Origin of the sequence: Morganella sp. Je.2.23 (genome assembly GCF_051129855.1) — a bacterium.
Taxonomy (GTDB): domain Bacteria; phylum Pseudomonadota; class Gammaproteobacteria; order Enterobacterales; family Enterobacteriaceae; genus Morganella; species Morganella sibonii.
Genome location: NZ_JBCPSQ010000008.1, coordinates 89,081 through 101,286, shown reverse-complemented (window position 1 = coordinate 101,286; position 12,206 = coordinate 89,081). Strand labels below are relative to the sequence as shown.

The 12,206-nt window shown below is 52.6% G+C and carries 10 protein-coding genes; 7 read left to right on the top strand and 3 right to left on the bottom strand.

Going from position 1 to position 12,206, the window contains the following annotated elements:
* Positions 1-122 precede the first annotated feature (122 nt).
* On the bottom strand, positions 123-1,487 hold the full coding sequence (gene tolC, locus AAZR23_RS18865) for an outer membrane channel protein TolC (protein ID WP_434694319.1): 1,365 nt from the start codon (positions 1,485-1,487) through the stop codon (positions 123-125).
* Positions 1,488-1,706: 219 nt separating this feature from the next.
* On the opposite strand from tolC, the gene nudF reads away from it, so the two are divergent.
* The 7 genes from nudF to ftsP all read left to right on the top strand — a co-directional run bounded on the left by nudF (position 1,707) and on the right by ftsP (position 10,639).
* On the top strand, positions 1,707-2,345 hold the full coding sequence (nudF, locus tag AAZR23_RS18860; protein ID WP_052926330.1) for an ADP-ribose diphosphatase: 639 nt from the start codon (positions 1,707-1,709) through the stop codon (positions 2,343-2,345).
* Between the two features lie 107 nt (positions 2,346-2,452).
* A complete protein-coding gene (cpdA, locus tag AAZR23_RS18855) occupies positions 2,453-3,286 on the top strand; it encodes a 3',5'-cyclic-AMP phosphodiesterase (RefSeq protein WP_052926331.1) in 834 nt (277 codons plus the stop codon).
* Positions 3,286-3,867, top strand: coding sequence for an esterase YqiA (gene yqiA, locus AAZR23_RS18850; protein WP_046894141.1), 582 nt, complete (start codon positions 3,286-3,288; stop codon positions 3,865-3,867). Before cpdA ends, yqiA begins: the two co-directional genes overlap by 1 nt.
* Positions 3,868-3,959: 92 nt before the next feature.
* The gene (gene parE, locus AAZR23_RS18845; RefSeq protein WP_166706970.1) at positions 3,960-5,855 is read left to right on the top strand and encodes a DNA topoisomerase IV subunit B; all 1,896 of its coding nucleotides are present in this window, start codon (positions 3,960-3,962) and stop codon (positions 5,853-5,855) included.
* 41 nt (positions 5,856-5,896) lie between these two features.
* Positions 5,897-8,158, top strand: a complete 2,262-nt coding sequence (gene parC, locus AAZR23_RS18840; RefSeq protein WP_218427382.1) for a DNA topoisomerase IV subunit A — start codon at positions 5,897-5,899, stop codon at positions 8,156-8,158.
* 79 nt (positions 8,159-8,237) lie between these two features.
* Complete coding sequence (locus AAZR23_RS18835; RefSeq protein WP_434694316.1) at positions 8,238-8,984, top strand: 1-acylglycerol-3-phosphate O-acyltransferase; 747 nt, start codon at positions 8,238-8,240, stop codon at positions 8,982-8,984.
* Positions 8,985-9,211: 227 nt separating this feature from the next.
* Complete coding sequence (gene ftsP / locus AAZR23_RS18830) at positions 9,212-10,639, top strand: cell division protein FtsP (RefSeq protein ID WP_166706973.1); 1,428 nt, start codon at positions 9,212-9,214, stop codon at positions 10,637-10,639.
* Between the two features lie 55 nt (positions 10,640-10,694).
* On the opposite strand, the gene AAZR23_RS18825 is transcribed toward ftsP, so the two are convergent.
* Positions 10,695-11,447 (bottom strand): nucleotidyltransferase domain-containing protein, encoded by a 753-nt coding sequence (locus tag AAZR23_RS18825; protein ID WP_243846686.1) that lies wholly within the window; start codon positions 11,445-11,447, stop codon positions 10,695-10,697.
* An 11-nt stretch (positions 11,448-11,458) separates the two neighbouring features.
* Complete coding sequence (locus AAZR23_RS18820) at positions 11,459-12,073, bottom strand: LysE family transporter (protein WP_046894146.1); 615 nt, start codon at positions 12,071-12,073, stop codon at positions 11,459-11,461.
* Positions 12,074-12,206: the final 133 nt, after the last annotated feature.

Sequence of the window (12,206 nt, the reverse complement as noted above, 5' to 3'; positions counted from 1 at the left end):
TTATATTGCGGATTACGCGATATAACCTGATATTTCACTGCCCGGCAGAAATATTGTCCTTATACACAGTAAAAGCATAAAAAAACCCGCCGGAGCGGGTTTATCGTCATATCGTATGAAGATCAGCGGGCAGTGTTTGTCACTGACGCCGGCGATGTGGAAATTGCTTTGCCCAGCACCTGGTTAAGGCGCAGGATATCGTCTTCATTCAGTGTGCCGCGTGCCTGGCTGATATAAAGCTGGTTAATCAGATAGTCATAACGGGCGTTGGACAGGCTTTTCTTCGCATCATACAACGTGGTGGTGGCATTCAGCACATCCACAATCGTACGCGTACCCACCTGATAACCGGCTTCGGTTGCATCCAGTGAGCTTTCCGCAGAGGTTACGACCTGTTTATAGGCGTTCACGCTGCTGATTGAGGCGTTGATGTTGTTGTACGAAGAACGGGTGGTCTGAATAACCTGACGCAGTGTGGCTTCCAGTTTTTCACTCGCAGCAGTGTAACCGTATTGTGCCTGATCAACCTGTGATGAGACACTGCCGCCGGTGTACAGCGGAATACTGACGTTCACACCGATGGAGCTCTGGCCTGCATAGCTGTTATTCGGACGGCCGTTAGGATAGCCGTTGCCGCTGTAGTCTGTGTTGGTGACTCCGGTACTGGCTGTCAGACCCACGGTCGGATAGTGACCGGATTCTGCCAGACTGATCTGCTCTTTTGCGAGGTTACGGTTCAGTGTGGCACTCAGCAGGTTCAGGTTACGTTCCTGTGCTTCTTTCAGCAGGGCTTCGATAGCATCCGGGGCATTGGTTTTAAAGCGGTTCACATCCAGGGACGATAATTCGCTGTAATAAATACCGCTCACCTGACGCAGCGCTTCGATGGCGTTTTCGACATCGTTACGGCCGGCCACTTCCTGCGCCAGAACGCTGTCGTAGTTGGCACGGGCGTTCTGCACGTCAGTAATGGCTACCAGACCGACGTTGAAACGCTGAGTGGTCTGATCCAGCTGGCGGTAGACTGCTTCTTTCTGTGCCTGTACGTATGACAGGGTATCCAGCGCACGCAGCACGTTAAAATAGGCAACGGAAGTATCCAGAATCAGTTGTTGCTGGGCACTCTGAAATGTGATGTCGCTGATCCCGGCAGTTTGTTCCTGCAGATTCAGCTGACGCCATTTACTCATGTCAAAAATGGTCTGGGTCAGTTTCAGCTGTGCATTTAGTGCATTACTGTCCTGGTTATTGTTGTCGCGATAACCGCTGGTATAGTCATAACCTCCGCCTAAACCTAACTGCGGCAGTAACGGACTGCGGGCTTCGTTAATTTTTTCAAAAGCCTGGTTACGTTCCGCCTGAATCTGACGGAGGGTCGGGTTGGTCTCTTTCGCTTTTTGATAAACCTGCAGGAGGTCTTCAGCCTGGGTGACAGAGCTGAAACCTGCCACACTCACAGCAATGAGAAGAGAAAGCAGTTTCTTCATTAGGATTCCTTTTTGCACAGCGCTAATCTGTCAGTTGCCTCACGGGAAGCACCAAATGGCTCTAATTCTAGCAGAGTCCGCTCGCTAATAAAGGTAGCCGTTTGTGCCTTCTGCGTTAAATTAGCTTAACTTTACCTCAACGGGCAGAAAATTTCTTTATCTCAAATGATGAAAAATGCCTTTATCATACAGAATTGATTTACCGGCGGAGAAAATAGTATGAAACACACATCCGGATTTCCTTTTACGTTCAGTTGTGATGACGTGGAGATAATCAGTCAGAAAACTCTGTTTTCCGGATTTTTTAAGATTAATGAATATCGCTTCCGGCACCGGTTGTTTGAGGGCGGCTGGAGCCCGGAAATCCGCCGTGAGGTGTTTGAGCGGGGAAATGCCGGTGTGATTTTGCCGTATGACCCGATCCGTGATGAAATCGTACTGATTGAACAAATCCGTTTACCGGCAATCGAAAGCAGTCAGACTCCGTGGCTGCTGGAGGCGGTCGCCGGGATGATCGATAAAAGCGGGGAATCCGCCGAAGATGTGGTGCGTCGTGAGGCGGAAGAAGAAGCCGGGCTGAAAATCGGCCGCTGTACCTTTGCGCTGAGTTATCTTTCAAGTCCGGGGGGCACATCCGAACGGATGTATGTGTATATCGGTGAGGCGGATACCACCTCAGCGGGCGGGGTACACGGGCTGGCACAGGAGAACGAGGACATCCGTGTTCATGTGGTCAGCCGTGAACAGGCGTATCAGTGGGTTGAAGAAGGTGTGATCGATAACGCAGCAACTGTCATTGCAATTCAGTGGCTTACATTGCATTATGAACGCATACGCACAACGTGGCGGGACAAATAATCCGGATTTTTTTATGTGCAACCGGGGAATTGTGTGCGGGATTGCAGATCTTCTTCGCCGAAACACTTATCATTATATGTTAGTTGTTAAAATCACAAGGATATCGATTGGAAATCCCGTTGCACTTGCCCGTAGCTGACGGCGCTGCGGTCAGAATTTTACAGATTACCGATACGCACCTTTTTGCCGGCGAAACAGACACGCTGCTGGGAATTAATACCCTGAACAGTTACCACGCCGTACTGGATGCTATCGCAAAACAGCAGTTACCGGCTGACCTGATTGCAGCCACCGGTGATCTGGTTCAGGATCAGACCACCCGGGCCTATCAGCGGTTTACGGACGGTATCGCCCGTTTACCGGCGCCGTGTGTCTGGCTGCCGGGGAATCACGATTATCAGCCGTCCATGGCAAAGGAACTGGCCGCCGCGGGGATCTCTTCCTCCAAACAGGTGCTGCTCGGTGAACAGTGGCAGATCCTGCTGCTCGACAGTCAGGTTCAGGGCGTACCGCACGGCGAACTGAGCGATGACCAGCTTATCTGGCTGGATAACTGCCTGGCGCAGCAGCCGGGCCGTCATACTGTTGTGATGCTGCATCACCATCCTCTGGCCTCCGGCTGTACCTGGCTTGATCAGCACAGTCTGCGCAACTCACATATGCTGGCAGAGGTTCTGACCCGCTATCAGAATATTGATGCTATCCTGTGCGGGCATATTCACCAGGATATGGATGTCATGTGGAACGGCATCCGCATACTGGCCACGCCGTCAACCTGTGTCCAGTTTAAACCGCACTGCACTAATTTCACGCTGGACACCGCCGCTCCGGGCTGGCGTTATCTGGAACTGACCACCGGTGACAATCCGTCCCTGAGTACACAGCTGTTCCGGCTGGAAACAGACGAATTCAGCCCCGATCTGGGTTCGGACGGTTACTGATGGCGACGCTCCTTTATCTGCACGGCTTCAACAGTTCTCCGTTGTCAGAGAAAGGGACAATGCTGAAAACGTGGCTGGCGGAACACTATCCGGAGATCCGGATGTTACAGCCGCAAATTCCCTGCTATCCGGATGAAGCCGCACTGTTTCTGGAGGATCTGATGAACTCGCTGGCCGGTGAGAATACCGGTATTGTCGGGTCGTCGCTGGGCGGGTATTTTGCCATCTGGCTGTCGCAGGCGTTTGATGTTCCCGCGGTGGTGGTTAATCCGGCGGTGTATCCGTTTGATTTGCTTCAGGACTATCTCGGGGAAAATGAAAACCCCTATACCGGTGAGCGTTATACGCTCGAACCGCATCATATGCAGGATTTACGGGCGATTTTTGCCGATCCTGTTGAATCACCGGATTTGATCTGGTTGTTACAGCAGACCGGCGATGAAGTGCTGGATTACCGTCAGGCTGTCACCCGTCTGGTGGCATGTAAACAGACGATTGAATCCGGCGGAAACCACGCATTTACCGGATTTCAGCGTTTTTTTCCGCAGATAGTTGAGTTCCTCGGCCTTACCCGCCAATGAAAAATCGTATTTAAATTTATCAGGGACTGGTATTATCGCCAGTATCATTCACGTATTTTGTTTATTTTTTAGCGAAAAACCGATAATCCAACATGACGCAATCATCATATAACGCAGAGGATATTGAAGTCCTCAGTGGTTTGGAGCCTGTCCGCCGCCGTCCGGGTATGTACACGGACACGACGCGCCCGAATCACCTTGCTCAGGAAGTTATCGACAACAGCGTCGATGAGGCTTTAGCCGGTCACGCTAAATCTGTCGAAGTTATTTTACATAAAGATCAGTCTGTTGAAGTCATTGACAACGGGCGCGGCATGCCGGTGGATATCCACCCGGAAGAGAAAGTGTCTGCGGTCGAACTGATCATGACCCGCCTGCATGCGGGGGGGAAGTTCTCCAATAAAAACTATCAGTTTTCCGGTGGTCTTCACGGGGTAGGTATTTCCGTGGTCAATGCGTTGTCAAAACGCACTGAAGTGACTGTCCGCCGTGACGGACAGGTTTATCAGATTGCCTTTGAAAATGGTGACAAAGTCAGTGAACTGGCTGTCATCGGGCAGTGCGGCAAACGCAATACCGGCACCAGTGTACATTTCTGGCCGGATGAGCAGTTTTTTGACAGTCCGCGCTTCTCTGTCTCCCGGCTGACACACCTGCTGAAAGCCAAAGCCGTGCTGTGCCCGGGTGTTGAGATCCTTTTCAAAGATAATGTGAACGACACCGAACAGCGCTGGTGCTATCAGGATGGTCTGACCGATTACCTGATGGAGAACGTCAACGGTCTGGTGACCCTGCCGGAAGCACCGTTTACCGGTAAACATGCCGGGGATAATGAACAGGTGGACTGGGCACTGCTGTGGCTGCCGGAAGGCGGTGAACTGCTGACCGAAAGCTACGTCAACCTGATCCCGACCCCGCTGGGCGGAACCCATGCCAATGGTCTGCGCCAGGGGCTGCTCGACGGCATCCGCGAGTTCTGCGAATTCCGCAATATCCTGCCGCGCGGCGTGAAGTTATCCGCTGACGATATCTGGGAGCGCTGTGCCTATGTGCTCTCCGTGAAAATGCAGGATCCGCAGTTCGCAGGGCAGACTAAAGAACGCCTGTCATCACGTCAGTGCGCGGCGTTTGTCAGCGGCGTGGTAAAAGATGCTTTCAGTCTGTGGCTCAATCAGAACGTGCAGGCTGCGGAACAGCTGGCGGAACTGGCGATTGCCAGCGCCCAGCGCCGTCTGCGTGCCGCGAAAAAAGTGGTGCGCAAAAAACTGACATCAGGCCCGGCACTGCCCGGCAAACTGGCGGACTGCTCATCCCAGGATCTGAACCAGACTGAACTGTTTCTGGTGGAAGGAGATTCGGCAGGCGGCTCAGCCAAACAGGCGCGAGACCGGGAATTCCAGGCGATTATGCCGCTGCGCGGTAAAATACTGAATACCTGGGAAGTGTCGTCGGATGAAGTACTGGCCTCTCAGGAAGTGCATAATATTTCTGTGGCTATTGGTATCGACCCGGACAGCGACGATTTAAGCACTCTGCGTTACGGTAAAATCTGTATCCTCGCGGATGCGGACTCGGACGGACTGCATATTGCCACGCTGCTGTGCGCGCTGTTTGTGCGTCACTTCCCGGCGCTGGTAAAAGCCGGCCATGTTTACATGGCAATGCCGCCTCTCTATCGTATTGATCTTGGCAAGGAAGTGCATTATGCCCTTGATGAGAGCGAAAAAAATGCGATTCTGGATAAATTAAGCCGCAAACGCGGTAAACCGAATGTGCAGCGTTTTAAAGGGCTGGGGGAAATGAACCCGGGTCAGTTGCGTGAAACGACCCTGAATCCGAATACGCGTCGTCTGGTACAGCTCACTATTAATGAGGAAAACTATCAGGAAACGATGTCGGTGATGGATATGCTCCTCGGGAAGAAACGTGCGGAAGATCGCCGGAACTGGTTGCAGGAAAAAGGCGATCGGGTGGAATTGGATGTGTGATGTCACCCGTGACGGCACAAAAGGTCAGAGGAACAGAGTAAATGAGTGAAATTACTCATGACGGTGTGGAGCGCCAGCCGCTTCATAATTTTACAGAGAATGCCTACCTCAACTATTCCATGTACGTCATCATGGACAGGGCACTCCCTTTTATCGGTGACGGCTTAAAACCGGTTCAGCGGCGTATTGTGTATGCCATGTCTGAACTGGGGTTAAGCAACTCCGCCAAATACAAAAAATCTGCCCGTACCGTCGGTGACGTGCTGGGTAAATACCATCCGCACGGCGACAGCGCCTGTTATGAGGCGATGGTACTGATGGCGCAGCCGTTCTCTTACCGTTACCCGCTGGTGGACGGACAGGGGAACTGGGGGGCGCCGGATGATCCGAAATCCTTCGCGGCCATGCGTTATACCGAATCGCGCCTGTCGAAATATGCGGAAGTGCTGCTCAGTGAACTGGGACACGGCACCGCAGACTGGGTGCCGAACTTTGACGGTACGATGCAGGAGCCGAAAATGTTACCGGCACGCCTGCCGAATATCCTGCTCAACGGTACTACCGGGATTGCGGTCGGTATGGCAACCGATATTCCGCCGCATAATGCCCGCGAAGTCACGGGTGCACTGCTGGCACTGATCGACAAACCATCACTGTCTCTTGAGGAGGCGATGACGTTTATCCCGGGCCCGGATTATCCGACAGAAGCGGAAATCATCACCGGACAGGAAGATATCCGTAAGATCTATAAATCCGGCCGCGGCTCTGTTCGTATGCGTGCGGTATGGACAACGGAAGACGGTAATGCGGTGATCACCGCATTACCGCATCAGGTGTCCGGGGCGAAAGTGCTGGAACAGATAGCCGCACAGATGCTGGCAAAAAAACTGCCGATGGTGGAAGATCTGCGCGATGAATCAGATCATGAAAACCCGACACGGCTGGTGGTTGTGCCGCGCAGTAACCGGATCGATCTTGAGCAGGTGATGACACATCTGTTTGCCACCACGGATCTGGAAAGAAGCTACCGTATCAACCTGAATATGATCGGTCTGGACGGACGTCCGGCGGTCAAAGGGCTGATTGAGATCCTCAATGAGTGGCTGGTTTACCGCCGCGAAACGGTGCGCCGCCGCCTGAACCACCGGCTGGAAAAAGTGCTGCGCCGTCTGCATATCCTCGACGGTTTACTGCTTGCGTATCTCAATATTGATGAAGTGATTGATATTATCCGTTCAGAAGATGAACCGAAACCGGTGCTGATGGACCGCTTCGGGCTGAGTGATACTCAGGCGGAAGCGATCCTGGAGCTGAAATTACGTCATTTGGCCAAACTCGAAGAGATGAAAATCCGCGGCGAGCAGGATGAACTGGCCAAAGAGCGCGATAAATTACAGGCAATCCTCGGCTCTGAGCGTCGTATGAATACGCTGCTGAAAAAAGAACTCGAAGAAGACGCGAAACAGTTCGGTGATGATCGCCGCTCCCCGCTCAATGAGCGCGAAGAGGCGAAAGCCATGAGCGAACATGACATTCTGCCGTCTGAGCCGGTGACGGTTGTGCTGTCGCAGATGGGCTGGGTGCGGAGCGCCAAAGGTCATGATATCGACCCCGCCGGTATGAACTACAAAGCGGGTGACAGCTTCCTCGGCGCGGCACGGGGTAAAAGTAATCAGCCGGTGGTGTTCCTGGATTCCACAGGGCGCAGTTACTCGCTCGATCCGCTGGAACTGCCGGGAGCCCGTGGTCAGGGTGAACCGCTGACCGGTAAACTGACACCGCCGCCGGGAGCTGTTTTTGAACAGGTGCTGATGAATGATGAAAATCAGAAGTACCTCATGGCTTCGGATGCCGGTTACGGGTTTATTTGTACCTTCAGTGACCTGGTGGCGAAAAATAAAGCCGGGAAACTGCTGATCACGCTGCCGGATAATGCGAAAGCGATGACGCCGATTGAGGTGAATGACGAGGAAAACGATCTTCTGCTGGCGGTATCGCAGGAAGGACGGATGCTGCTGTTCCCTGTCGGTGATCTGCCTCAGTTGTCAAAAGGGAAGGGGAACAAGATTATCTCCATTACCTCTGCTGCGGCCGCCGCCGGTGAAGATGGTCTGGCGCATCTGTTTGTGATCCGGCCGGATGCCAGTGTGACACTGCATTTCGGCAAGCGTAAACTGACGCTGCGTCCGGAAGATCTGCAGAAATTCCGTGCTGAGCGCGGACGCCGCGGTACAGCACTGCCGCGCGGTATGCAGAAAAAGATCGAACGGATTGATATTTCTGAGCCGGAGCCGAAGGTGTAATCTCCGGCATTAACAGCGATACTATTCACGGGGCAATGATTGCCCCGCTTTTCTTAAAAGGCCATTTTGCGGGGGACGCATGTTAGCCATTTTACGTATTATCATCGTTATTTTTTATTGTATTTTCGGCAGTCTGGCCGGCATTCTTATCTGTCTGACCAGCCCGCGTAACCCGAAGCATGTGATGACTTTCGGCCGCATGTACGGCAAGCTTTCCCATGTTTTCGGTATTAAAATGGTGTACCGCATTCCGGAAGAAGCGAAGCATTACGGCTCCTGTGTATATGTGGGTAATCACCAGAACAACTATGACATGATCACCATGTCCAATGCGGTACAGCCGCGCACGGTGACTGTCGGTAAACGCAGCCTGATCTGGATACCGTTCTTTGGTCAGCTGTACTGGATTTCGGGAAATATCCTGATTGACCGGGGTAACCGCAGCAAAGCACATAACACGATTACCCAGGTGGCGGATCAGATTAAAAAGCGTAATATCTCTGTCTGGATGTTCCCGGAAGGCACACGCAGCCGCGGGCGCGGAATGCTGCCGTTCAAAACCGGTGCTTTCCATGCGGCGATGGCAGCCGGTGTGCCGGTAGTGCCGGTGTGTGTATCCACCACTGAGGGGCGCATTAAGCTGAACCGCCGGAATAACGGTGTGGTGATTGTGGAAATGCTGCCGCCGGTCGATACGTCAAAATACACCCGCGAACAGGTGCGTGAACTGGCAGAGGACTGCCGCCAGATGATGATCAAACGTATCGCAGAGCTGGATAAGGAAGTGATTGAAATGGAAAAACAAAAAGGCCGCAAAGGCGCTTAATCCCCGTGATTATTACGTCATGCATACAATACTGGCCTTATTATTTTGCAACTTATCATAGATAAGTTTAGGAATTGCTCTTCATCCGCTATATCATACGCTTAACACTCCGTTGTTAAGCGTATGCCTTTCATTAAAGATAACACGGATGTCTCTGTCTGCTCCCCGGCATACGGGTGTTCGGCACAAATCATAAAAATCATGAAAACGTTTTTTTCGGAGATGCTATGACACTGAGTCGGCGCCGGTTTATTCAAGCATCCGGCTTAGCTGTGTGTTTAGGTTCACTGCCTCTGTCTGTCCGTTCGGAAGACGAGGGCGGCAGCCAGCCGTTGCCTGTTCCGCCGTTGCTGGAAAGCCGCAACGGGCAGCCGCTGTTTCTGACGATGCAGCGTACACACTGGTCATTTAACGGTAAAAACCAGGTCAGTGTCTGGGGGTTTAACGGCCGTTATCTCGGGCCGACCGTGCGTGTCCGCAATGGCGATGATATCAAAATGATATACAGCAACCGCCTGTCTGAACCGGTATCGGTCAATGTCAGCGGACTGCTGGTGCCGGGAACCGTCGCCGGAGGCGCCGCACGTCTGATTTCACCGAATACTGAGTGGTCACCGGTGATCCCGGTACGCCAGCCGGCAGCAACCTGCTGGTATCACGCGAATACCCCGAACCGGATGGCTCCGCATGTCTATAACGGGCTTGCCGGGATGTGGATTGTGGATGATGAGGAAAGCCGCAGTCTGCCGTTACCAAAAGAATACGGTGTTAATGATTTCCCGCTGATCATTCAGGATAAGCGTCTGGATTCCTTCGGTTCTCCGGAGTACCGCACAGAAGATGGCGGTATGTTTACCGGTGACCGGCTGATCGTCAACGGAGCGGAAGATCCGTATCTGGAAGTGTCAAAAGGCTGGATCCGGCTGCGCATGGTTAATGCTGCCAACGCGCGCCGCTTTGAGCTGAAACTCAGTGACGGCCGTCCGTTCTATATGATCGCTTCTGATCAGGGCCTGCTGCCGTCACCGGTGGCAGTTGAAGTGCTGTCCCTGTCGCCGGGTGAACGGCGCGAAGTACTGATCGATATGTCAAAAACAGAAACGCTGACAATCACAGCCGGGGAATCCGCCACCCTGACAGAGCGTTTTAAAAGCCTGTTTGAGACATCAGACACGCTGGTGAATACCAATGTCCTGACGATTCGTGCCACCGGCCTGATTTCGCTGGTGACAGATAATTTACCGGCCACGCTGATTCAGGACCCGACACAAATCACAACCGGTGTCCGTAACCGCGATGTGGCACTCAGTTTGTCACCGCCGGGCATTAACGGTGCGATGTGGGATATGAGCCGCACCGATATCCGTACGCAGCAGGGTAACTGGGAGCGCTGGGTTGTCACAACCGATACACCGCAGCCGTTCCATATCAGTGGTGTCCGCTTTAAGGTGATCAACCATAACGGCCAGTCTCCGCAGCCGCAGGATTACGGCTGGAAAGACACGGTCTGGGTTGACGGGCGAAGTGAATTACTGGTGCAGATGATGCAGCCGTCTTATTCCCACTTCCCGTTCTTCTATTACAGCCAGTTCCTGGAACAGGCTGACAGAGGGGTTGTCGGGCAACTGGAAATTGAGCAATCCTCTCAGTATTAAATGACGATAAATAAAAAAAGGCTGAATATTTATTCAGCCTTTTTTATTTGGTTTTTCAGCGGCTCAGCAGCCGTTTTTCTTCATCCCGCAGCCAGCGGGAGAAGGTGCCGGCAACGGCGATAAACTGAATAATCCCGGTATCCGGTTCTTCGGTCTGTCCCAGCAGGAAGGTGATCGCGTGGCGTTTTCCCGGATACAGCGCAATGGCTTTTCCGGCCATCTGCGGCAGCGGCAGCGGGTAAGTGCAGGTTTCATAATCATTCCACACCAGTGCCGTGGCACGCAGCAGACGCCGCGCTGTTTCACGTTTGATCCGGCGGATTTCAGCCAGCGGCGGGCTTTTCTGTAACTGCATCAGATTGGTGCGGACCAGTACCGGAAAATCCCCGTTAATACCATGAATAATCTCACGATTAAGTGTCACGACCGGCAGTTTCAGAGTCAGGTCATCACCCCAGACCGGCAGACAAAAATGCGCCAGCCAGTAAGACCAGACCGGTTGCTCTTCCGCGGACGTGGCTTCTGACAGCAGGCCGGTATCAAATCCTATTTTTGATACACTGCTGTGTCGGCTGGTCAGCGCTTTATCAAGACAACGGAGAATGGTTTTTTCAGCCGCACTGAGTGGCCGGTGCAGAACCAGAGTCAAATCCAGATCAGAACGGCCCGGAACAGCGCGGCCTTCCGCCACACTGCCGTAAACATAGATACTGTGCAGCACGCCCGGCAGAGCGGTGCACAGGGAGTGTATTGCATCCTGTATGACGTCCTGAAATTCCGGCTGAAAAGTGTATTTATCTGTTTTCATTATCATTATCATCAGCTCATTGCAACCCGGACGCCAAAGCCAATCAGGACGACGCCAAGTACTTTATCGATATATTTCTGAATCCTCGCCAATCCGCGGCGTACCGGGGCACTCTGAATCAGCAGCACCAGAGATGGCCAGTAAACCACTGCCAGTCCCATTACAATAGCAGCATACCAGAGTTTTTCACCAAATCCGGAATGGATATCCAGTACCTGAGTAAAAATAGCAAGGAAAAACAGCGTCGCTTTCGGGTTCAGCAAATTACAGAGAAATCCCTGCATAAAGGCTTTCTTAAAGGAGACGTGCTGATGTGAGCCGTCTCCGGCATCAAGAGTATGTCCGGCCCGGGCCAGAAGGCTGTTGATCCCTATCCATATAAGATAAGCCGCGCCGGCATATTTGAGGATCATGAACAGCCACGGCGTTGTGGTAATGATCACCGCAAGCCCCGCCACGCAGTAGGTCATGTGAACGGCGATCGCGGACAGCACACCCAGTGCGGTCATCATTGCGGCAGCGCGCTGATAGCGGGCTGCGTTTTTCACAATCAGAAAGAAGTCAGGGCCCGGTGAGATCATACCGAGCGCGGCGATGGTGGTAACCATCAGTGTGGCGTCATACATGTGCTATATCCTTGCCGAAAAAGACCTGAAAGCAGAGTAAAAGTATGACCCACATTCAAGAGTGAAGACAAATAAATTATTTGTATTGATGAAACACTGAATTCAGTCGACGGAATTGAGTAGTTTACGTATA

Bases quoted from the DNA above. Each gene is read 5' to 3' on its own strand.
- ftsP (WP_166706973.1), top strand. From the start codon at position 9,212: ATGACACTGAGTCGGCGCCGGTTTATTCAAGCATCCGGCTTAGCTGTG.
- nudF (WP_052926330.1), top strand. From the start codon at position 1,707: ATGAAACACACATCCGGATTTCCTTTTACGTTCAGTTGTGATGACGTG.
- AAZR23_RS18825 (WP_243846686.1), bottom strand. From the start codon at position 11,447: ATGAAAACAGATAAATACACTTTTCAGCCGGAATTTCAGGACGTCATA.
- AAZR23_RS18835 (WP_434694316.1), top strand. From the start codon at position 8,238: ATGTTAGCCATTTTACGTATTATCATCGTTATTTTTTATTGTATTTTC.
- AAZR23_RS18820 (WP_046894146.1), bottom strand. From the start codon at position 12,073: ATGTATGACGCCACACTGATGGTTACCACCATCGCCGCGCTCGGTATG.
- tolC (WP_434694319.1), bottom strand. From the start codon at position 1,487: ATGAAGAAACTGCTTTCTCTTCTCATTGCTGTGAGTGTGGCAGGTTTC.
- yqiA (WP_046894141.1), top strand. From the start codon at position 3,286: ATGGCGACGCTCCTTTATCTGCACGGCTTCAACAGTTCTCCGTTGTCA.
- parE (WP_166706970.1), top strand. From the start codon at position 3,960: ATGACGCAATCATCATATAACGCAGAGGATATTGAAGTCCTCAGTGGT.
- parC (WP_218427382.1), top strand. From the start codon at position 5,897: ATGAGTGAAATTACTCATGACGGTGTGGAGCGCCAGCCGCTTCATAAT.